This is a genomic window from Pseudomonas sp. B21-028 (genome assembly GCF_024749045.1).
Taxonomy (GTDB): domain Bacteria; phylum Pseudomonadota; class Gammaproteobacteria; order Pseudomonadales; family Pseudomonadaceae; genus Aquipseudomonas.
This window is the reverse complement of the sequence record NZ_CP087184.1, coordinates 4,121,384-4,143,721: the sequence shown is the minus strand read 5'-3', so window position 1 is coordinate 4,143,721 and position 22,338 is coordinate 4,121,384. Positions and strand designations below refer to the sequence as shown.

The 22,338-nt window shown below is 57.8% G+C and carries 14 protein-coding genes; 9 read left to right on the top strand and 5 right to left on the bottom strand.

From position 1 onward, the window contains the following. Nucleotides 1-32: 32 nt before the first annotated feature. Together LOY35_RS17390 and LOY35_RS17385 are read right to left on the bottom strand one after the other, a co-directional pair. On the bottom strand, nucleotides 33-398 hold the full coding sequence (locus LOY35_RS17390) for a histone-like nucleoid-structuring protein, MvaT/MvaU family (protein ID WP_258625130.1): 366 nt from the start codon (nucleotides 396-398) through the stop codon (nucleotides 33-35). Nucleotides 399-720: 322 nt separating this feature from the next. Further along, nucleotides 721-1,587 (bottom strand): LysR family transcriptional regulator, encoded by an 867-nt coding sequence (locus tag LOY35_RS17385; protein ID WP_258625129.1) that lies wholly within the window; start codon nucleotides 1,585-1,587, stop codon nucleotides 721-723. A 230-nt stretch (nucleotides 1,588-1,817) separates the two neighbouring features. Here LOY35_RS17385 and LOY35_RS17380 point away from each other — a divergent pair, with 230 nt between their 5' ends. Together LOY35_RS17380 and hppD are read left to right on the top strand one after the other, a co-directional pair. Beyond that, complete coding sequence (locus tag LOY35_RS17380) at nucleotides 1,818-2,762, top strand: DMT family transporter (protein ID WP_258625127.1); 945 nt, start codon at nucleotides 1,818-1,820, stop codon at nucleotides 2,760-2,762. Between the two features lie 248 nt (nucleotides 2,763-3,010). Beyond that, complete coding sequence (gene hppD / locus LOY35_RS17375; RefSeq protein WP_258625126.1) at nucleotides 3,011-4,087, top strand: 4-hydroxyphenylpyruvate dioxygenase; 1,077 nt, start codon at nucleotides 3,011-3,013, stop codon at nucleotides 4,085-4,087. A 104-nt stretch (nucleotides 4,088-4,191) separates the two neighbouring features. Here the strand turns inward: hppD and rarD are convergent, their stop codons facing one another. Together rarD and LOY35_RS17365 are read right to left on the bottom strand one after the other, a co-directional pair. Then, complete coding sequence (gene rarD, locus LOY35_RS17370; RefSeq protein ID WP_258625123.1) at nucleotides 4,192-5,076, bottom strand: EamA family transporter RarD; 885 nt, start codon at nucleotides 5,074-5,076, stop codon at nucleotides 4,192-4,194. A 177-nt stretch (nucleotides 5,077-5,253) separates the two neighbouring features. Further along, the gene (locus LOY35_RS17365) at nucleotides 5,254-6,267 is read right to left on the bottom strand and encodes an aldo/keto reductase (RefSeq protein WP_258625121.1); all 1,014 of its coding nucleotides are present in this window, start codon (nucleotides 6,265-6,267) and stop codon (nucleotides 5,254-5,256) included. Nucleotides 6,268-6,600: 333 nt separating this feature from the next. On the opposite strand from LOY35_RS17365, the gene LOY35_RS17360 reads away from it, so the two are divergent. The 6 genes from LOY35_RS17360 (at nucleotide 6,601) to LOY35_RS17335 (ending at nucleotide 16,064) form a co-directional block, all read left to right on the top strand. Further along, nucleotides 6,601-7,737: a glycerate kinase gene (locus LOY35_RS17360; protein WP_258625119.1), complete on the top strand. Its 1,137-nt coding sequence runs from the start codon at nucleotides 6,601-6,603 to the stop codon at nucleotides 7,735-7,737. A gap of 7 nt (nucleotides 7,738-7,744) precedes the next feature. Continuing rightward, entirely contained in the window at nucleotides 7,745-7,882 is a 138-nt protein-coding gene (locus LOY35_RS17355) for a hypothetical protein (protein WP_258633779.1), read from the top strand. A gap of 92 nt (nucleotides 7,883-7,974) precedes the next feature. After that, on the top strand, nucleotides 7,975-9,165 hold the full coding sequence (locus LOY35_RS17350; RefSeq protein WP_258625118.1) for a pyridoxal phosphate-dependent aminotransferase: 1,191 nt from the start codon (nucleotides 7,975-7,977) through the stop codon (nucleotides 9,163-9,165). Between the two features lie 215 nt (nucleotides 9,166-9,380). After that, entirely contained in the window at nucleotides 9,381-11,405 is a 2,025-nt protein-coding gene (locus tag LOY35_RS17345; RefSeq protein WP_258625117.1) for a hypothetical protein, read from the top strand. Nucleotides 11,406-11,509: 104 nt separating this feature from the next. Next, a complete protein-coding gene (locus tag LOY35_RS17340) occupies nucleotides 11,510-13,471 on the top strand; it encodes a hypothetical protein (RefSeq protein ID WP_258625116.1) in 1,962 nt (653 codons plus the stop codon). Nucleotides 13,472-13,787: 316 nt separating this feature from the next. Beyond that, on the top strand, nucleotides 13,788-16,064 hold the full coding sequence (locus LOY35_RS17335) for an autotransporter outer membrane beta-barrel domain-containing protein (RefSeq protein ID WP_258625115.1): 2,277 nt from the start codon (nucleotides 13,788-13,790) through the stop codon (nucleotides 16,062-16,064). A gap of 74 nt (nucleotides 16,065-16,138) precedes the next feature. Here LOY35_RS17335 and LOY35_RS17330 read toward each other — a convergent pair whose 3' ends face one another. Next, nucleotides 16,139-18,865, bottom strand: coding sequence for an Ig-like domain-containing protein (locus LOY35_RS17330; protein ID WP_258625114.1), 2,727 nt, complete (start codon nucleotides 18,863-18,865; stop codon nucleotides 16,139-16,141). On the opposite strand from LOY35_RS17330, the gene LOY35_RS17325 reads away from it, so the two are divergent. Next, complete coding sequence (locus tag LOY35_RS17325; protein WP_258625113.1) at nucleotides 18,848-22,147, top strand: hypothetical protein; 3,300 nt, start codon at nucleotides 18,848-18,850, stop codon at nucleotides 22,145-22,147. The genes LOY35_RS17330 and LOY35_RS17325 overlap by 18 nt on opposite strands. Nucleotides 22,148-22,338 lie beyond the last annotated feature (191 nt).

Sequence of the window (22,338 nt, the reverse complement as noted above, 5' to 3'; positions counted from 1 at the left end):
GGTGTCCAGGGCTTTTTAATTCATCCTGGATGTCAGGTACGTACCCAGGAGTCGACGGTGCTCGCGCCGTATTGTTCTTTCCAGGCTTTCAGGCCGCGGTGATTACCGCCCTTGGTTTCGATCAGTTCGCCGGTGTGCGGGTTCTGATAGACCTTGACCACCCGCGCACGGCGGGTTTTAGGCGCCTTGGCCGATGAAGAGCCCGCTTTTGACGGGTTCGGGTCAAGAATTGCGATGATATCGCGCAGGCCCTTGCCGTAGGTCTTCATCAGTCCCTGGAGCTTTTCTTCGAATTCGATTTCTTTCTTGAGCCCGGCATCATTCTTCAGCAATTCCAACTGTTTGAGCTGATCCTGAAGGGCCTTTTCGGCTTTACGAAATTCAACGAGTCTGGACAATTATCGTTACTCCAATCAAATATTTGGCTGAGACCAACCGCAGACAAAGCTATAAGCCAAGCGCTTTGAAGCGCCTCGGTGATAAATGACTCTCCTGCTATCCAGCACAGGCAGAAAAATTGTAGTAGTTAAACCGGAAAGTGTAAATCGTATCTTTTTCCTCATGTAACAAGAGCAAACGTTTTCCTCAAGTTGCATCGCTGTCTGCGCAAGGCCGGTGTGTGTACCAAGTATAGATTCAGATGAGTAATCCGATTGAAGTTGTGCTTCGATTGTCGATGGGTGGCACTACGAGATCGTCCAGTGAAACCCGGTCTTTTCTTCATTCGATAGACGAGGCCAACTCGATAAATGCCCGAGTGGCGGGCGAAACCTGGCGACTGTCCAGCACCGCCAGGCCGATCCGGCGCGGAACCGGGGGCGACAAGGGCCGGATGACGAAGCCCTGATGATCCCCCTCCGGCAGCGAGCCCTCGGAGACCACGGTCAGGGCCTCACCCCGGCTGACGGTGTTCAATGTGCTGAGCAGTTGTGAACAGCGATAGCGCACATTCGGTGTGAGCCGGGCGGCATTGAACAGGCGCGTGACCAACTCCGCCGATCCGGCTTCGGTGAGCACGAAGGGATCGCCGCACAGGTCGCTGAGGCTCAGGCTGGTTCGAGCGGCCAGGGGATGGGCAGTGGGAAGGAGGGCCACCATCTGGTCTTCCGTAAGGGCGAACGTATCGAAACGGTCCTCGGGCAGCACCACGAAGCCGACATCGATCCGTCGTTCATCCAGCCATTGGATGACTTGCCGGTCCGGCCCTTCGTCGATGTGCACTTCAATACCCGGATGCAAGGCCCGATAGCGTTGCAGAATGGTGGGCAACAGCTTCATCGATGAGGTCGGGCCGAACGAGCCGATGCGCAAAGTGCCACGGCGCATGCCGCGGGCGTCGGCGGCTTCCTGGCGCAGGGTATTGGCCAGTCCAAGCATGGCGCGGGCGCGCAGGAGCAGTTGCTGGCCGATGTCGCTGAGTTCCACTACGGACTGGTGACGCCTGAGCAGTTCGACCCCCAGTTCCTGTTCCAGCGCCTTGATGGCGTGGGACACCGCCGACTGGCTGATGCCCAACCGTGTCGCCGCGGCGGTAAAGCCACGCAGCTCGGCGACCAGGGAGAAGATTTCGAGTTGGGTGAGGGTCATGAGGAAATGCTCATTTTACGATGACTTTATATGAGCTGGATAATGGGGCATCCGATTCGAACTGAATAGACAAACCTTGTGGCGAGGGGATTTATCCCCGCTGGGCAGCGTAGTGGCCCCAAAATCTTGCGATACGACAGGTCATTCAAAGGGACCGCTACGCGCTCCAGCGGGGATAAATCCCCTCGCCACAAGGTTGTGTAACCCGATTCATTTGTCTGTGGTGACCCATGAAAAACCTCGAACACACCCTTTCGACCCCCTCGGACCTGCCTGTCTACCTGAAGCTGTCCATGGTCACCATGATCTGGGGCGGTACCTTCGTGGCCGGCAGGATCCTGTCCGATGCCCTGGCGCCCTTGCTGGCGGCCAGCCTGCGTTTCCTGCTGGCCAGTGGGGCGCTGCTGCTGTTCCTCGGACTGGTGCGGATCCCGCTGGCCAGGCCCACCGTGAAACAGGGCCTGCAACTGGCGGTGCTGGGGTTCTTCGGCATCCTTTTCTACAACCTGTGTTTCTTCTATGGCTTGCACTACATCAATGCGTCGCGGGCCTCGCTGATCGTGGCCTTGAACCCGGCGGTGATCGGCCTGGCGTCCTGGTGGCTGTTCAAGGAGCGGCTGAGCCGGTTGAAAGTGGGTGGAATCGTGCTGTGCATCGGCGGCGCGGGGCTGGTCATCGTCAGTCGCGATCCTTCCTTGCTGGAGGCGTCCGCGCAGGGCTGGATCGGTGATCTGCTGATTTTCGGCTGCGTACTGGGGTGGGGCATTTATTCGCTGTTTTCCCGAAGCTTGAATGAAAGCCTCGGCCCATTGCAGACGGTAACCTGGTCGATCCTGCTGGGCACGGCGATGTTGTGGCTGGCCTGTGCGGCCGGGGGCGAGGTTCGCTTCGAAGCCCTGCACGGGCTGGACATCAGGCAATGGCTGAGCTTGCTTTACCTTGGTGTATTGGGCTCAGCCCTGGCCTACATCGCCTGGTACGACGGCATCCGCCGGATCGGCGCAACCCGTTCCGGGGTATTCATCGCGCTCAACCCGCTGACGGCGGTGCTGCTGGGGGCGCTGCTATTGGACGAACGGCTCACGGCCTTGATGTGCGTGGGCGGCGGGTTGATCCTGACGGGCATCTTCCTGTGCAACAGACCCCTTGCGCGGGCGGCGGGAAAGGCGATTTGATAGAGGAGGCGGACAAATCCGGTTACGCTGTGTAGAATCGGTTTACGCATATAAGAATAACGTCTTCTGGCAGCAGAAGCCTCGCCCGCAAAAGCCTTGGGTCGACAATGAAGATACTTGGGTTACAACTGATCTATGGCGATTTCCTCGCCCGCAGCGTTCGCGGTATCTCCTGCGCGCCACCGTGTGCCCTCAGCATGGCCAGCAACTAACGTTCCGTTAATTGACAAGCATGATGAGGCGCCGACATGGCAGATCTATATGAAAACCCGATGGGCCTGATGGGCTTTGAATTCATCGAATTCGCATCCCCTACACCCAATACCCTGGAGCCGATCTTCGAGATCATGGGCTTCACCAAAGTCGCCACGCACCGTTCCAAGGACGTGCACCTGTATCGCCAGGGCGCGATCAACCTGATCCTCAACAACGAACCCCACAGCGTGGCCTCGTACTTTGCAGCCGAGCATGGTCCGTCGGTCTGCGGCATGGCGTTCCGGGTCAAGGATTCGCAGCTGGCCTACCGGCGTGCCCTGGAACTCGGTGCCCAGCCGATCCATATCGAAACCGGCCCGATGGAGCTGAACCTGCCGGCGATCAAGGGCATCGGTGGCGCGCCGCTGTACCTGATCGACCGTTTTGGCGAAGGCAGCTCGATCTATGACATCGACTTCGTGTTCCTCGAAGGCGTCGACCGTCATCCGGTGGGCGCGGGCCTGAAGATCATCGACCACCTGACCCACAACGTATATCGCGGCCGCATGGCCTACTGGGCGGGCTTCTACGAGAAGCTGTTCAACTTCCGCGAGATCCGTTACTTCGACATCAAGGGCGAATACACCGGCCTGACGTCCAAGGCCATGACCGCCCCGGACGGCATGATCCGTATTCCGTTGAACGAAGAGTCGTCCAAGGGCGCCGGGCAGATCGAAGAGTTCCTGATGCAGTTCAACGGCGAGGGCATCCAGCACGTGGCGTTCCTCACCGACGACCTGATCAAGACCTGGGATGCGCTGAAGAAGATCGGCATGCGCTTCATGACCGCGCCGCCGGACACCTACTACGAGATGCTCGAAGGCCGTTTGCCGAACCATGGCGAGCCGGTGGATGAACTGCAATCGCGGGGCATCCTGCTGGACGGTTCTTCCAACCCGGACGACAGGCGCCTGCTGCTGCAGATCTTCTCGGAGACCCTGATGGGGCCGGTGTTCTTCGAATTCATCCAGCGCAAGGGCGACGATGGGTTTGGCGAAGGCAACTTCAAGGCGCTGTTCGAGTCCATCGAGCGTGACCAGGTGCGGCGTGGGGTGTTGGCGACCGAGTAATACCCGAATCCTGTGGGAGCGAGCCTGCTCGCGATGGCGGTGTGTCAGTCACCAGTGCATTGACTGGCAGGCCGTCATCGCGAGCAGGCTCGCTCCCACATGGGTCAAGTCCGGCGCCGCTGCCGCGTCAGGTGCTTGAAGCCTTCGAATACCAACACCGCCACCGCCAGCCAGATGGGGATGTAGGTCAGCCACTCGTTGGCCTTGATGCTTTCTCCCAACAGCAGCGCAACGCCGAGCAGCAACACCGGTTCGACGTAGCTCAACAACCCGAACAGGCTGAACGGCAGCAACCGGCTGGCGACGATGTAGGTCACCAGCGCTGAGGTGCTGATCACGCCGAGCACGGGGATCAGTAGCGATAACCACGGGTGCTGATCGAAGACGGCGAAACCCTGTTCGCCGCTTTGCACGAACCACAGCGCCACCGGCACGATCAGGGCCATGTCCAGCCAGAGACCGCCCAAGTGGTCGGTCCGAAGGCGTTTGCGCAGGATGAAATAGATCGGATAACCCACCACCACCAAAAGGGTCGCCCAGGAAAAACCGCCGGCCTGGACCAGCTCGTTGAGCACGCCGAGGGAGGCGAGGAAGACGGCGATTTTCTGGAAATAGGACAAGCGCTCGCCAAAGAACAGGCGTCCGGTCAGGACCATCGACAGCGGCAACAGGAAATACCCCAGCGACACATCCAGGCTGTAGCCGTTGAGCGGCGCCCACATGAACAGCCACAGTTGCAACCCCATCAACGCCGAAGAAGCCATTGCCCCGAGCAACAGGCGCGGCGTGGCGATCAGGCGCCGGACCAGCTCCGTGACCCGCGTCCATTCCTTTGCCATCAGCATGAACACCGTCATGCAGGGCATCGTCAGCAACATGCGCCAGCCAAAGATTTCCAGGCCGCTCAAGGGAGAGAGCAGCGAGGTGTAGTAATACATGACGGCGAACAGCGCGGAGGCTGAAACCGATAGGGCGATGCCTTTGGACACGATAACTCTCTGGAAGAATGAAACAGCACCTGAACAATGAGCACAACACTGTGGGAGCAAGGCTCGCCTGCAATGAAGTTAACGCGATTCACCTGGGAACCGAGGCGCCTTCGTCGCGGGCAAGCCTTGCTCCCACAGCCCAGCACACCTCAATGAGGTTCGCTGCGCTCAGTGGTTTTATGACGTGCGCGGCACACGCCCCGGCACGAAATGCCCCACATCGTTGAACCCAGGCGTGGACGCATGCCCCGGCGTCACCAGCGAATCGATGAAGGCTTCGTCCTCTGCTGTGATCGTCACGGCTTGCGCCTTGGTGTAGCCATCCCACTGTTCCTCGGTACGTGGCCCGACGATGGCCGAGGTGACGGCGCGGTTGTTCAGCACCCAGGCGATGGCGAACTCGACGATACCCACGCCCCGATCCCGGGTGTACTGCTGGATCTGCTGGGCAATGCGCAGGGACTCGACCCGCCATTCGGTTTCCAGGATGCGTTTGTCCTGGCGGCCGGCGCGGCTGTTGGCGTCCGGCGCCACGTCCGGCGCATATTTGCCGCTGAGCACGCCCCGGGCGAGGGGGCTGAAGGGTACCACGCCAAGGCCATAGTTCTGGGCGGCGGTGATCTGCTCGGTTTCCGCCTGGCGGTTGACGATGTTGTACAGCGGCTGGCTGATCACCGGCCGGTCGATGCCCAGGCTGTCGGCGATGCGGATCACTTCGGCGATGCGCCAGCCACGGTAGTTCGACAGGCCCCAATAGCGGATCTTGCCTTGGCGGATCAGGTCGCCGATGGCCGACACGGTGACGTGCAGCGGGGTATTGTGGTCTTCCCGGTGCAGGTAGTAGATATCCAGGTAATCGGTGCCCAGCCGGGTGAGGCTGGCTTCGATGCCGTTGAACAGATGCTTGCGGCTCAGGCCGCTGCGGTTGGGCACGCCGTCCGGCGGACCGAAGCCGACTTTGGTGGCGAGCACCCATTCCTGGCGGCGACTGGCAATCGCCTCGCCGACGATTTCCTCTGAGCGGCCATTGGTGTAGACGTCCGCCGTGTCGATGAAGTTGATGCCCTGGTCCCAGGCCTTGTCGATGATCCGCAGCGAATCTTCGGTGCTGGTCTGTTCGCCGAACATCATCGTGCCCAGGGTCAATGTCGAGACGTGTAACCCGGAGTGACCCAGCGTGCGGTAGCTCATGACAAGATCCTTTTTATCGATGGGAAAGGCTCAATCAAACCCCAGAACGACCGCACGGATCAAACACATTTAACAAACCCCCCGAACCCATATGGACGAGCCTCTGTGGGAGCATGGCTTGCCCGCGATGAAAGCGATGCTGTTCCAAGCTCAAACCGCGTTGATTTCATCGCGGGCAAGCCTTGCTCCCACAGGCCCCCCCACACTGGATCTTCGGTGTACGCACCGGCACTTGTGGATCTGAACAATAATCCCAGGTGTCTTTTATGCGGCAGACCGGCGCGACGACGCGGTCGGCTGTCAGCATGTCGAACATCGGAACCGGAGACCCAAATGAAAATAATCATCGCCCCTGACTCGTTCAAGGACAGCCTCAGCGCCCAGGGCGTAGCCGATGCCATTGCCGCCGGGTTGGGCGAGGTCTGGCCGCAAGCCCAGTTGATCAAATGCCCGATGGCTGATGGCGGCGAGGGGACGGTGGAGTCGGTGCTGGCCGCATGCAGCGGCGAATGGCGCCGTACCCGCGTCCAGGGGCCCTTGGGTGTCGCGGTCGAGGCGCGTTGGGGCTGGTTGCCCGACAGCCGCACGGCGATCATCGAAATGGCCGAGGCCAGTGGCTTGCAGTTGGTGCCGGTGGAGCAACGCGATGCCTGCTCCAGCAGCACCTACGGCACCGGCGAGCTGATTCGCGCGGCCCTGGATGAAGGGGCAGGGCGGGTGATCCTGGCGATCGGCGGCAGCGCCACCAACGATGCCGGCGCGGGTGCCATGCAGGCACTGGGCGTAGCGTTGCTGGATGAGCACGGGCAACCTTTGCCACCCGGTGGCCTGGCCTTGGCAAAACTGGCGCGCATCGACCTGAGTGGCCTGGATCCACGGCTGGCCAGGGTCTGTGTCGAGATCGCCGCCGATGTCGATAATCCTCTCTGCGGGCCCCACGGCGCTTCAGTGATTTTCGGTCCCCAGAAAGGCGCATCCGCACAGCAGGTGCGGCAGCTGGATCAGGCCCTGGCGCATTTCGCCGGCCAGTGCGCCCAGGTGTTGAGCCGCGATGTAAGAGACGAACCGGGCAGTGGTGCCGCCGGTGGCCTGGGGTTCGCGGCCAAAGCGTTTCTGCGCGCGCAGTTTCGCACCGGCGTGGACGTCGTCGCCCAACTGACTGGCCTGGCCGATGCCATCGAGGAGGCCGACCTGGTGATTACCGGGGAAGGCCGCTTCGATGCCCAGACCCTGCGTGGCAAGACGCCCCTTGGCGTGGCTCGCGTTGCGCGCCGTCACGGCGTACCGGTGCTGGTCATCGCCGGCACGCTGGGGGAGGGTTACCAGGCGCTGTATGAACACGGCATCGATGCAGCCTTCGCGCTGGTCAGCGGGCCGATGACATTGCAGCAGGCCTGTGCCGATGCACCACGGTTGTTGCGCGAACGAGCCCGGGACATCGCCCGGCTCTGGCAGGCCGCTACCCGGTGACTGGACGGTGGAGAGGGCACGCTCGTTCGTCCGCGACCTGGCGACGCAATCGGCTTCGGGCGCGCAGCAAATCAACGACGCGAGCCACGAACTGTCGCGCCTGGCGGTGGGCTTGAATGCGATGGTGGCGCGGTTTGTGATTTGAGATAGGGTTGAGTCTGCACATCGCATAAACTAGTGGCCTGTGTGGCTAATTCGTGCACTCAAATTAACCGTACAGGCCTCCAGGAGCAGTACATGCGCTATTCAGCCTTGACCCAACGCATCACCGGCGAGGGCGCCGCCGCGTGGCAGATCCACGACCGGGCACTGGCCATGCGTGAGCAGGGCAGGGACGTGTTGTTGTTATCGGTGGGCGATCCGGATTTCGACACACCGCGGGCCATCGTCGAGGCCGCCGTGGACAGCCTGCGGGCCGGGGATACCCACTATTGCGACGTTCGCGGCCTCCACGGTCTGCGCGCCAGCATCGCGGGCCGTCATCGTCGGCGTAGCGGCCAGCCGGTCGGGGCTGAGCACGTCACGGTGCTGCCGGGCGCGCAGTGTGCGGTGTATGCGGTCGCGCAATGCCTGCTCGACCCCGGCGACGAAGTCATCGTGGCCGAGCCCATGTATGTCACCTACGAGGCGGTATTCGGCGCCTGCGGAGCGAAGGTGATACCGGTGGCGGTACGCCCGGAGAATGCGTTTCGGGTCGAGCCCGCCGATGTGGCCCGCCTGATCACCCCTCGGACCCGGGCCCTGCTGCTCAACAGCCCCAACAACCCCTCCGGTGCCAGCCTGGGTTTGCCCACCTGGCAGGCGCTGGCGCAGTTGTGCATCGAACATGACCTGTGGCTGATCAGTGACGAGGTCTACAGCGATCTGGTCTACGAGGGCGAACATATCAGTCCGGCCAGCCTGCCAGGCATGGCCGAACGCACCGCGACCATCGACAGCCTGTCCAAATCCCACGCCATGACCGGTTGGCGCATCGGCTGGGTCATCGGCCCTGCCTCCCTGTCTGGACACTTGGTGAACCTGTCGTTGTGCATGCTGTTCGGCCTGCCGGAGTTCGTGCAGCGGGCGGCGCAGGTTGCGCTGGAGGAAGAGCTGCCCGAAGTGGCGTCCATGCGAGACGAGTATCGCCAGCGCCGGGACCTGGTGTGCGCCATGCTCGATGATTGCCCCGAGCTCACGCCGGTGCGGCCCGATGGTGGCATGTTCGTGATGGTGGACGTGCGCCGGACGGGGCTCGATGCCCAGGCGTTTGCCGAGCGGCTGTTGGATGGGTATGGCGTGTCGGTGCTGGCGGGTGAGGCGTTTGGACCCAGCGCAGCGGGGCATATCCGGATAGGGTTGGTGGTCGATCAAGTGAAGCTGGCGGATGCATGCAGGCGAATTTCCTTGTGTGCTGGTCGGTTATACAAGCTCGCTGAAGTTTTATAACCCTCAACACACGCTATCGCAGCGTATTCAAAAAGAACTCCCGATTCAAAGGGCGATGTTCGCGTGCAAGGCGCTTTCATATTGAACTGAGATATTGCCGCTTGATGTTTGCCAAGGCGACGAACGGTATCCGCACCTGTCAACTCTGACAGTATTCAATCAGCCAGATAGAGAGTCGAATAGATTTCACTTGGGTTCTGCCGTGCAGACCCGACGTGAACTACGCATTATTCAGCGCGGCGCAGATAATCTCAATCATCGCGAGTTTGGAGTGGCAAGTGAGCGAATCGAAAGAGAGTAAAGACTTGGGTGAAAGAGAAGGAGCTCCGATGCGGAAAAGAAGCCCGATATTGGCTGATCTGGAGAAATTATCGATTCCCTTGATTATTGACGACAGCGACCCGGACGGGTTGCTTCCCACAGGGTCGCAGAATCAATCATTACCTGTCTATATACCTGAACGATGGCCGGAATATGCGATTGCGGGTGAAGAAGACACTATCGAATTGTACTGGGACCGTCCCAACAATAGGGCTGCCACGCCCGTTCAAAGAGTAACACTTCCAGGCCCCATTACAGAGGATATGTTTCCCTATCCCCTTAGCGTACCGAAAAATGCTCTTCAACCCGATGGTCGTTTCGAAACCTGGTACGAAATTATCATTTCTGCTGGCGGTCCGGGGGCACCTTCTGAACATCGATTCGTGACGGTTGATAGCGAACCGCCCAGTTACGATAAACAACTTGAGGCATTATTGTTCCCCAGTAATCTGCCGGGAAACGTTATCACCGAAGAATATCTTCTGAACAACAATGACAAGGTCGAGTTTCGTCTTCCGTTGCCCCTTTATACCGGCGCGGCGGATCGTGATGTGCTTGAGTTGTTCTGGTCCCAAACGAACCCACCCACAGAGACTTTCGTCACGACGAAAACGATTCTTCAGGCAGAGATCGATGCCGGAGACATTCGTGTGGACCTGATGGGCGACGACATTCGTGCGCCGAACCAAAATGGCACCTTCCATGCTTTTCATAAAATTCGGGATCGTGCCGGAAACGAAACACTGACCTATTCGAAGCCTGCCACCGGGACCGTCTCACTCATACCTTGGCCCAACCGGCTTCCGCCGCCCAGCGTGCCTCTGCACGACGATGATAACCTCGTGCACCGGGCCGATGCGCGAGCGCAGGTGCAGGCGGTCGTTGATAATATTCCCCCCCCATTGCAACCCAATGACCAGATCGAACTGGTCTGGGATGGCGTTGCGTTGCCCCCACGCAACGCCGTGCTTCCGTTGAGCATACCGGTGCCATGGAATGTATTGATCGCAAATGGTCCGGGACCAGCGGTCATCAAGGTGGGGTACAACTTCATTCGCAGTGGCAGTTCGCGTCCCTCGGAAGAAGCCGATATCAACATCGATTTCACGGTCGCGGGTCAGGACCATTCCAATGCCCCGGCGTTGCTCAACCCGCTTTTACCGCTCATCGATATCGTGGGCGGTTCGGGCGTGCCGAATGTGCTGTTGCCCGGTGACCGGACCTCTCCGGTCATTCCGAAGCTGAAACTTTATCAGGCGCCCAATCCTGGGGAGGTACTTGAACTCTACTGGGGACAGTACAGCGGAGCCGTCGCCACTTATACCGTGCAGGCGGGGGACATCGAAGGCGCGGAAGTTTCATTCTCCGCCGTATCCTGGGACGTGATCGACACGGAACCGAATAACGCCAGATTGCCGGTTTACTACACAACCAGTAACGGGGTAAATGAACAGCAATCGGAAAATACTTATGTGCGAGTTCAGGTCACCACCATTGATGATTTGCCGGTCCCGGTATTTGAAGATGCGGATGGTTTTGGTTATATCGGTTGCGAAGATAAGCCGTGGGAAGGCATTCGGGTTCGTATCAACTTCGACAGCGGCCATTTTGCAACAGGCGACGAAGTCAGGGTGTTTTGGCAAGGCTATCGATCATTTAATTCTACCGATCCAATTGCAGAAACCTACGGTGAGTTTCCGCAAGAAATAAGATCCGAGCATATTCGTGACAGGTTTATCGATGTCTGGATCTTGCCTTTCGATCCGCACATAAAACCGGTGTCGCGAGGATCGTGGGGCGCCTATTACGCACTGACCAAGACGGATGGACAGTTTGGCACTTCTCCGGCACCGGAAAATTTGAAAATTGTCGAGACCGTTACGGAGGAACAGTGTGCCGCTTCAAAGCACGAGGATTGAAGGTCTGCGAGCTGTCTGATGTCGGGCTCGTTGGAAAGTAAATGAGCGGTAAGTATTTTAGCTATTCATGGATATATCTAACTGATATCTACCGGAGCTGAAAAATGAATGACCAGACAAAAAGCAAGTTGACCTCTGCGCAGGCTCGTGAGGCCTACAATACTTGGTATTTGCATGAGCGGGCCGAGCAACCGGCTGCTGTCTTGCTCCCGATTATTATTCCGAACTATTTTCCACAGTATCCCGAATATAAAAACTATATACCTCGGGCGCTGCAGGAAGATAATCTTGAATTGACGGTCCCGGAATGGCCAGAGCCAGCCCAAACGGGCGAGATAGATACGCTCATGATTTACGTCAGGCGCAAAGGGAGCGCCGATTGGGGAGACCCTACGGATATACATGATATTCCCGGGCCATTTGATTCTGATGACTTTCCCTATCCGACCACCGTGAGTGCTTCCGCTTTTGCAGAGGAAGGGACTTATGAGTTGAAGTACACTGTAACAATCGCTTCAGGGGACACTTCGGGATCTGTTGAAGCGGAATTCGTTATCGATAAGACCCCGCCAAATGACAATCAATCATCCATCATCCCCTTGGAATTCAGAGACCAGGTCGCTAAAGACAGCGGGTTGACCAAGATCTACCTGGATAGTGTCAGCGGGACAGGCGTACCTTTGATCGTCCCTCCCTACTCCGGCGCACGTAATCAGGATGCCATCGAGGTTTACGTATTGTTGGAAGAAGTCCTTGTTCCGTACAAAGTATTTGATGAGGAAATTCCCAGCAATCGGATCATTTTTATTCCGGTTATGTTTTTGATGGGAAAAGAAGATGGTTTACTTGCTTTCAAATTTAAACTGAAGGATATTGTGGGCAATGTTGGTCCATATTCGGAACCTCTCGAAACTCATCTGCTACTCCTTCCCTTACCTGTTGCGCCGTTCCGTCCCCTGAGAGTGCCACTGGCCGAAGACGCCAAGACGTTGATTGATCTGGCCGACGTTCGAACGGGAGTCCGGGCGCTGGTGCAGCTCTATACAAACCCCGCAAAGAATGATCGTATTTACCTGACGTGGGGCACACATACGGCTAGTGTTCCTCACAAAGTCGGAGTTAATCCAACAAATCCCATCATCGTCGATGTAAGCGATACTGAACTGATCGTACCGGATTATGGTGCCGCGACTGGCGAAAAACCGACGGCAGTTACTTATCAGATAAGACGAGGCCAACTCACGTACGATGCTGACAGTGCGCTGAACATCAAAGTCGATTTATCCCAGGTCATCGATCCTAGTATTCTGCCAATGGTGCTTGTCCGGGGCGGTGGCCCAGCGCCAGAAGATAACAAGTTGTTGGAGACCGACAAGGGACTGAATGCAACGGCGACATTTACCGTGCCCCCGGGCCTGGTCGGCGTTGACTGGGCAAGGCTGTATTGGGGCGATCTACCCGATTATGTAGCTGAAGTAAGCCCCGTACCGACTGTAGGCGCGGATGTCGAATTCGATGTGCCTTGGACTGAGATCGAGAAAGTACCGGGTATTCTTATTGATGTGTGGTACGAAGTCGGTGTAACCGGTGATAACAATCCTTCCCCTTCTCCTGTTACGCCAGTGAATGTCGAGGAGGCCGTGCCTATAAGACTGTCCGAGCCGGAGTTTCTTGATGCTCGATTCGTGGGGATCGTCTGGTGGATCAATTGCTCGTCCTGGCTGGGACCCGACGCAAACTTGCGGTTGCATATACCACCGAATCCAAAGCTGTCTGCAGGTCAGCAGATGGATATTGTCGTGCAAGGATATTCCGAATTCCCACCTCTTAACGAAGTGGGAACGCCTTGGAGAAAGACGATTTCTTCGCTGAGCCAAGAGCAAGTGGAGGATGGCTTTACAGAGGATGTTGGCCCCAGGGCCACTCATTTTAGCGACTTACTGGGACGCAGGGGGGCGTTGAAGGTCGACTATACGGTGATGGTCGGCACGAAGCCCTTGTCAGGCACGCTTACGATACGTGCTGCTTCGAAGGATGCGGCAGGTCTGTGTCCAATAAACCCTTGATATTTCCTAAGTCTAAAAAGTGAGGAAACGGAAAGGAAAAACACAGATTTTTTCTTTCCGTTTATTTCTCCAAGTAATCGAGAAGTTTCTGTTGATGTACGTTTATGGGATTTTTCCTGTTTGTATTTGGGAGTTTTCCTACATGTCGTGGGTGGTTATTTGAGTATCCTGCGGCCGCCTTGCACTTTGATTGCCGCTGAGTCTTGAAGAAGTGCACGTTCACTCTCACTTCAGGTCCATCACTATGTATTCCTCGAATTCCACACGAATGCTTCTGTCCGGTATAACACCGGTGTCTTGTTCCCTTGTTTTGTCGATGTTGGTAAGCACGTCGGTGCAGGCCGACCTGGTAGAAAATGGCGAAGTCAGGGACATTGCCCCGGGTACCCCGAGTGATCGCTATAGCGTCATTACAGGTTCGACGCTCAATGTGAATGGTGCCGACATACTGGATGTTATTTCAAATAACTCCACCATTAATGTCCGCCCTGGTAGTACGACTCAGCAGATATGGGCAAGTAACGGTTCGCGAGTGGAGCTGGAGGGTGCCACGGTGACTGCCACGGGAACCGGCGGCATCGCTGGCGTGCGACTGGAAGCCAGTCAGGCAACCATCGGCAACAGCACCGTGACCAATGCCAACGGGATTGGCCTGCATTTGCTGCAAAGCCTCGGAGCGGGGTCGTCGGCGACGGTATCCGGTAGCGTTATCAAAGGGTCGGAGGGCGGTGCCTTTGCTTCGGCGTTAAGCACTCTGGATGTCCGCAACTCTCATATCGAAGGTACGGGTGCCAACAGCTATGGCGTCAGGTTGTTCAGTGCAGACGCGACATTTACCAACAGCACCATCATCGGTGGCTTGAATGGGCTTGATCTGCGAGGCAATCGGCCACTTCCGCGTGAAGGCAATGTATTGCTCGATGGTACGACCGTTGAAGGAAAAACCGGTGCAGCCATCCGTGTCGTGCCTGCCGGCGCCGCCTCCACGGAGTTCAACATCGATCTGACCAATGGCTCGAATCTCATCGCAGGCAATGGCAATTTGCTTGAGGCTGTGGACGGTGTCACGGTGAGCATGAACGTGAGCAATAGCGGCGGTGTGGTGCTGAAAGGCAATGTCGACGTCTCCGGAAACAGCACCGTCAATCTGGGTTTCGATCAGGGCCGCATGGAGGGTGACTTTATTGTCGAGTCCGGAAGCACCGGCACCCTGAGGCTCGCCAACGGTTCGTTGTTCAAAGGCAATCTGATCAATGTTTCCGGCGTCACGATCAACAGCGGTTCCGAGTGGGAAATGGCTGGCGACAATACGGTTGGCGCCTTGGCCTTGAGTGGGGGAACGGTGGCCTTTGGCGGTGCTAGTGAGTTCTATCAGTTGAACGTGGGCACCCTGGCGGGCGACGGTACCTTCAAGATGGATGTCGACTGGGCGACCAATCAACACGATGTGCTCAATGTCACCGGTGTTGCCAATGGGAACCACGCGTTGCTGGTGCAAGGATCCGGCGTCGATCCGGTGTCTGCACAAGCGCTGACCCTGGTGAAAACGGCGGCGGGCGACGCTACCTTTGGCCTGGTCGGCGATCAGGTGGATGTCGGGACCTATTCCTATAAATTGGTTTCCGCCGCGAATGGTTCAGGGGGGACTGACTGGTTCCTCGATCCTGAGACTGCGACGGTCAGCCCCGGCACCCGTACTGTCATGGCCCTGTTCAATACCGCTCCGACAGTCTGGCTGGGTGAGTTGACCAGCCTGCGCAGCCGCATGGGTGAGTTGCGTTTCAATGGAGGTAAATCGGGCGCCTGGGGCCGTACCTATGGCAACAAATACAATGTGGATGCAGCTTCCGGTACGGGCTACAAGCAGACTCAGCAAGGCTTCTCCCTGGGGGCCGACGCGCCGCTGCCGGTGGGAGATGGACAATGGCTCATCGGTGCGATGGCAGGCCATAGCAACTCTGACCTGGACTTGAGCCGCGGCAGTTCAGGCACCGTGAAAAGCTACTATGTGGGGGCCTATACGACGTGGTTGGATGCGGACACGGGCTACTACTTCGACGGTGTGCTCAAGCTGAACCGTTTTCATAATGAGGCGAAAGTCTCGATGAGTGACAGCAGCCGTGCCAAAGGTTCCTACAGCACCACGGGCCTGGGCGGCTCGGTGGAGTTCGGACGGCATATCAAGCTGGACAACAACTACTTCATCGAACCCTATACCCAATTCTCCACGGTGGTGATCCAGGGCCAGGATTATGGTCTAAACAATGGTATGCAGGCCGAAGGCGACCGCACCCGTTCTTTCCTCGGCAAGGTCGGCATGACTGGCGGACGTAATTTTACGCTGGACGACGGTACGGTGCTGCAGCCCTATGTCCGGCTGGCGATGGCCCATGAGTTTGCCAAGAACAACGAGGTGCAAGTCAATAACAACGTATTCAATAACGACCTTTCGGGGTCGCGCGGTGAGCTCGGAGCGGGTATAGCCGCTCAGCTCAGCGAGCGTTTGCAACTGCATGCCGATTTCGACTATGCCAATGGCAAGAATATCGAAATGCCGTTTGGCGCTAACGTGGGGCTGCGCTATAGCTGGTAAACGCTGAACCCGACTGGAAATAACCAAAAGAACCCTGCCGCCGTGCAGGGTTCTTTCGTTTGAAGCGGCTCACCTTACCGCCCGATGCCCAGGCCTGTGCCGATCGGGTTAAGATCCCATAACCCCCATGTAGCACCGTTGGACATGGTCAGCGCATACATATACACCGGTGGTAATGGAAACTTGACGCTGCTGGACCATGTGTAGGCGCCCCCCCAAGGCCAACGTCCCCGGTAGGCGGCGCTGATTGCATTCAGCGTACCGAGATCCGGAATGCTCACGCCACGTGAAGCGGCGACGCTGCGAATCGTCTGGTAATGCCCGCCTCCGAGGTTATGACACAGCCAGACGCCTGTCACCGTAACGGTGTAACTTCTTGACTGCGCTGGCGTGGACGAATCGGTCACGGTGATGGTCGTGCTGCCATTGCGGCGAACGGTTACCAGCCCGGCCCCATCAACCACGGCGGCTGCCGGGTTGCTGGAACTGTACCGATAGGGTTGTGTGCCGCCAGTGGCGGCATGGCGGACCGACGTGCCAGCGCCGAAGTTGGGCAGCGCGGCGCTCCCGACGAGTATGTAGGCTGCTCCACTCAATGTGACGGGGCTCTGATTGAAGTTCAACGGTGGCGTTGGCGCGCGCACGCTAAAAGTTCGCGGCGGTGAAATGGGCACGTTGTCGCCGTACAACGCTTTGGCGGTCAGGCTGTAGTCCCCAGGGCTCACCGCCAGCTGTGCCAACTGCCAGATACTCCCTGCATCTGCTGTGATTTCGGGGGCTGTGGTCGTGGTGCCAAGTATCTGCACGACTTGATAGGCACTGGCATTACCACTCAGGGACACTCGATTGTCGGTCGTGGTGGCACCATTATTGAGTTCACCGCGCGAGTCTCGAACGCTGCTGATACTCGGATTGACGACGCCGGTCACTGTGAATGATCGCGGTGCAGACGGCGGAACGTCTACGCCATAAAGCGCCTCGACCACAATGCTATAACGCTGAAGGGCCAAGGCGCTGAAGGTGGTGCTCCAGCCGCCGTTGTCATCAGTCAGCTCTTCTGGCGCAGGTGTTGAAACCCCCGTGATTTTTACGTTCTGCCTGGCATTGGCCTGGCCCCTCACCGTGACTTGCCGGTTAGCGGTGTAGCCTTCATGGACAATCTCACGCCAGACGTCCCTGATACTGGTGATGGTTGGGGCGTCGGCAGCCTCTACTGAAAAAGTACGTGGTGATGAAACGAAGCCGCTGCCGTCCAAGGCGTGGGCGGTGAGCCGGTAGGATTTTATGCTTAGCGGGGACATGACATGAGACCAGAAACCGTCGATGTCTACCGGCACGATCGCTCCTGCAGTACCGGCGTCGTAGAGCTGGATTCTGGAGTCGGGTGTTGCCGTGCCATTCAATGTCACACTATTGTCGAGGGTGTTTTCTCCTTCACCCACTTCGCCCCAGGAGTCCCTGACGCTGGTGATCTCTGGGATGACCCAGTCATGATGAGTCTTGAAGGTGTAGCGGGTCAGGGGAAAGGTAAGCGCATAGATTTCTTCTGTTTCGGCGCTGAAGCCCACCTTGCATACCACGGTTAACGGTGTGTTGTGGCCGAGTCGTTCCAGCTCGGTTCGCAACGCCGTTTCGCTCAGGCCATTGGCGACCTGGTTGTCGTTCAGTTCATGGCTGTCCAGCAATGAAATGGAATAGTTCGTTCCTGTCTCGGTATTGCCCTCAAGCCGGAACCAGATGCGCTGCCTGGCGGCGATGAACGGCCATTTTTCAAGGGTGACGTTGGCGTTTCCGTTAAACGTCGCCAGATTCAACACCAACGTTGTGTCGTTTGCCTGGGTAATCCGTGGCTTGGGCAACTGGTGTTCCGGATCCTGGAAGGCCAATACTTTCAGCGCCAGGGTTTCGGAAGGAAAGACGAAGCCTTTGTGCGTCACCTCATAACCGAGCATCACGTTACGGTTGATATTGGCTCCGACCACCGAGGCCGGGATGTTGAACTGGACGCTGCCGGTGGTACTGCCGGGCATTTCCAGATCATCGGATGTTCCCGCACCGGGGCTGCCCAGCCAATTCAAATGAACCTTGTGTGGCTCATCCATACTTGCGTATCGCACTTCTACCGTGGCGCCGGCGAGTGCATTCATCGGATCGAGCTCCCCCTGGGGCGAGGCTTCGATCACCACCGGTACGGGCAGTTCGCCCAGCAGATCGCCGATGACCAGCTCAAGCAAGCCCGAATAGCGATACCGGCCGGTGAGTTTTTCAAGGACAACATAACGAATCCGGACGATGTCGCTGATGTTCGGTTCGATGTACTTGCGCAGGATAGTAAAGTCCAGTGGCTTGCCGGCGCTGGCCTGGGATATCGGTACCCAATCGCTGGTGCTGCCATCTCCAGGGTTGCCATGCCAGTAGTAGGTAAGAATGTCGCCTTTGGCGGTGCCGAGGTAGCCGATACGCAGGGTCACGCTGCCGGTATGAACTTCCGGGTCCAGTTTATTATCAGGCGCTTCAACGACCCGGGGCGCAGGGATTTCGGCACGGATGACCTGGACCAGGGCGTCGAGGAAGTCGGACTCCCTGACGTCATACACGACGGCGTTGTCGTTGGAGACCCAGTAGCTCAGTCTCAGGCTGCCTCCCCTCAGGACCTCGATGTGTTCACCGGAGACGAACATCACAATGTCCGTGCCGACTTCGTTGCTGCTGACAATGTGCTCGTCTTCATGCAGGTAGGGACCTGCGTTGTTGGCCTTTTCACCCAGCCAGACCAGTTTGAGATGGTCGCCACCCTTCATGCCCGGGTACCCGAACCTATCATCAAGGAAGCTTCCAACGGTGCTATCGATTTGCCGACGCTGGGCAAACAGCCCGTAACGATCCAGATTATCGCGCTTGCACCGAACTTTGCCCTGAACGACACGTTGCATATGACCTGGATCGGCACTCCAGTGATCGGCCTGCCTTTGGAAAACCGTCAATCCAAAGTCATCGACAACTTGCCCGCCGTCTATGAATTCGAGATTCCCAACGCTGAAATCCGTGCCCTGGCGGGCGGGTCTGGCGACGCATTCTATATCCTGGAAAAAGCCAACGCTGAGCCGGGCTATACGTCTTCAGCGGTGACGAAGATCCACGTCAAGATCGACTTTGCCCCGCCCGGTGGCCCGGACTTGGACGGAACAACACCCGGCCACTCCGAACTGAAACTGACGACCCCGTTCCTGCCACCCGACGCGGTGGACCAGGATGCCGCCAGGCAGGGTGTTCCGGTGACCATCGAGCCTTACCCGATCATGGCCGAAGGGGACCGGATCAAGTTGTCCTGGGGCGGCGAAATCATCTGGGCCACTGTCGAGCCACAGCATCTGCCGCCGCAGAATGCGCCCCTGGTGATCACCGTCGATGAAGCCACCATTCTCACGGCCGGGGACACCGATACCAATGGACTGGCGGTGGTGTTTGAAGTCTATGACGTGGTGGACAACAAATCCGCAGACTGGAGTGCCGAAGTGCGGGTGATCGTGGACACCGGCAACTCGCGCTTGCTGGCGCCGCTGATCAAGGAGACGGTCAATCTGGTGCTGGATATGGACCAGCTCGGTGAGGCAGACCTGACCTTCCAGGTCTTTACGTTGGGCAATGACTTTGCGGTGGGCGACGAGATCGAAATGAGCTTGTCGGGACTCACCGCGAGCGGTGAACGGATAGAGAAAGTTTATCCGCCAGAGGTGATTACAAACGCATCGGGCATCACCGAATTCAAACGTCCCAGCGCCGAGGTGCGCCAGCTGGCCGGCGGTCTCCATGCGGCTTTTTTCTATCGTCTGATCAAGGCGGACGGAAGTGGTGACCTGACCTCCAAAGTATTCTCCCCGCGGATCGTCGGCCGGGCCAATCCCCTGGCGGCCCCGATCCCCCTGGACGAGATCGCCGGCACCCTCGATCCCCAACTGCCCGGTACCACCATCGAGATCCCGCTGGACCCGGCCATGGAAGAGGGCAATGCCATTGCGTTGATCTGGACCGGTACGACCGAGAGCGGCAGCTCTTATACACCGGACTTGCTCCTGCATCCGCTCAGCAAGAACGAAGCGGAGGGCAGCGTACCGATTGAAATCGTCGTGGCGGGTGAGCACCTCACCGCCATTGAAGGCGGGACGCTGGATCTGTATTACATGCTGTTGCGCGATGCAGTGAGCCGGGAAGTCATCGAAGAGGAATCGCTGCACGCCGACTTGCTGACTATCGGCCTCCCTCAGGCTGAATTGCCACCGCCGGTGGTCGAAGGGGAGAGCGACGGGGTCCTGGACCCGGCGGACAAGCCAAATGGCACGCGTCTGATCGTTCGCCAATACAACGGCCAAAAGGCCGGCGACCAAGTGCATATCTTGTGGTGGGGGTCGATAACCGGCCGGTATCGGGATTCGCTTCCGGTCACTGAAGTGACCGAGAACCAGGACATCCCGTTCACCATCAGTGGCGCGCTGATCGAGGGCAACCGTAATGGCACGGTGCGAGCGATGTATTGGGTGAGGCGGGTTGTAGGTGGGACCAGTCCGTCAGAAACGCTGCTGATGAGCATTGGTGCGGGGATGGATTTGACTGCGCCCAGTGTCAAGCAAGCCACAGGCAGCTCACCGACCCAGCAACTGAATCCGGTGGCGGCCAAGGATGCCCTGACCGTGGTGATTCCGGACTACGGCGTCCAGCCGGGCGATCAGGTCAGCGTGACGTGGGCCGGCACTGCAGGGGCGGGCTCCCACACCACTCCGGTGCAAACACTGCCCCCCAATCGTGAGATCGTCATCCCGGTCAGTGTGATCGCCTTTAACCTGGGCCGGTCGGTGACGGTGACCTACACGGTGACGCGCAATGGCAATGAATCCGATCCGTCAGCCGCACTCAACCTGACAGTTCAGACGATCGCCGAGAACGATCTATTGGTAGCCAAGCCTCGAATCCTCGAGGCCGCTAATAATGGCGAAGGACTTGAGCTAGATGTTAGCAACATGGTCCGTGACGCCACTGTGCGTATCGATAGTTGGCCGCTTATTGCACATAACCAACGCATATGGTTACGCCTGGAGGGCATAAAGGCCAATGGCTCGTTTTACGAGAAAGTATGGAGCGGAACGAGTAATTGGGTGAGCACGGAGTGGTATCTACAAGGCTACGGTGAAAAAGTCGTCCCCTACAACGAATTGCGGGAGCTACGCGACGGCAGCACGCTGAGAATAGAGTTCAAGGCCTCCTTCAACCAGAGTCATGACGAGGCCGAGGCGGTGACCTTTCCGCCGCGCACCTATATCGTCAAGGCTGTCGCTCTGATGACCCCAACCCTAGACAGCGTGAAAGACACCGGCGGTCTTGAAGTCCTAGAGGGCCGTGCAACCAGCAGCCTCACCTTGAAACTCTCGGGTCAAGCCAGTAAAGGGCAAAAGGTCGAAATTTACGAGGGGAGCGGAAGTAGCGCTGTACTCAAGGGCGAGGCGACCGCCGATGCCGACACGGGCATCTGGACCAGAGATATTACCGTGACCGTCGGTGCCCGCCGTCTGTATGCCAAGGCGCTCTATTCAGTCAACCCGGTCTACTCGAACGTGCGCACTTTAAAGGTTGTTCTCTGGCACCAGTGCACACATTTCGATAACGGAGATAAGGATGGATGGACTGCCGGTAGTTTTGAGGGGGAACCGCATCGACGCCTCTTCGATATTATGTCGGAGGGTGGTAACTACTATGGGAGAATATACTCCCCTTATCTCTATATCATTAAACTCCTCCCCACGATTGATTTGCTCAGGAACAGGACATATGAGGTCAGCCTCCGTGCACGCAGCTCTATTTCTGGGGCAAAGCTGGGCTCTAGCGTCAACTCTAATGAAAGCTGGCTAAGTACGGTGGTGGCTGAGAAAGTATTCATAATCGAGTCAACTGATTGGCGGGATTATTCTTATAGTTTTACCACGACAAAAATATGGAACGTCCGTCTTTTACTAAGCATTCCAAAGCCAGTAGAAATCGCTCCTCACACTATAGATTTCGATAATATTTGCATCACATTACTGGAGGAATAGAGTAGCGCCTTCTTAGCGGAAAGCGAAAAGGGACATATTTATTATCCGCTTGGTGACGGTTTGGAGGATGGATGGCAGAGTTGCGGCGAGCCCTTGGCAGAGACTGAGGCGAGTTACAAAATGGCCAGGTGGAAGGGCGGTTCCGAAGGTGTGCCTACTGTCAACTCTGACAGTAGGCACACCTCCCTTTC

What these genes read in the sequence shown, in the direction of transcription:
- LOY35_RS17385 (WP_258625129.1), bottom strand. Translation starts at nt 1,587, where the DNA reads ATGACCCTCACCCAACTCGAAATCTTCTCCCTGGTCGCCGAGCTGCGT.
- LOY35_RS17380 (WP_258625127.1), top strand. Translation starts at nt 1,818, where the DNA reads ATGAAAAACCTCGAACACACCCTTTCGACCCCCTCGGACCTGCCTGTC.
- hppD (WP_258625126.1), top strand. Translation starts at nt 3,011, where the DNA reads ATGGCAGATCTATATGAAAACCCGATGGGCCTGATGGGCTTTGAATTC.
- LOY35_RS17365 (WP_258625121.1), bottom strand. Translation starts at nt 6,267, where the DNA reads ATGAGCTACCGCACGCTGGGTCACTCCGGGTTACACGTCTCGACATTG.
- LOY35_RS17360 (WP_258625119.1), top strand. Translation starts at nt 6,601, where the DNA reads ATGAAAATAATCATCGCCCCTGACTCGTTCAAGGACAGCCTCAGCGCC.
- LOY35_RS17350 (WP_258625118.1), top strand. Translation starts at nt 7,975, where the DNA reads ATGCGCTATTCAGCCTTGACCCAACGCATCACCGGCGAGGGCGCCGCC.
- LOY35_RS17340 (WP_258625116.1), top strand. Translation starts at nt 11,510, where the DNA reads ATGAATGACCAGACAAAAAGCAAGTTGACCTCTGCGCAGGCTCGTGAG.
- LOY35_RS17335 (WP_258625115.1), top strand. Translation starts at nt 13,788, where the DNA reads ATGTTGGTAAGCACGTCGGTGCAGGCCGACCTGGTAGAAAATGGCGAA.
- LOY35_RS17325 (WP_258625113.1), top strand. Translation starts at nt 18,848, where the DNA reads ATGGTCGCCACCCTTCATGCCCGGGTACCCGAACCTATCATCAAGGAA.
- LOY35_RS17330 (WP_258625114.1), bottom strand. Translation starts at nt 18,865, where the DNA reads ATGAAGGGTGGCGACCATCTCAAACTGGTCTGGCTGGGTGAAAAGGCC.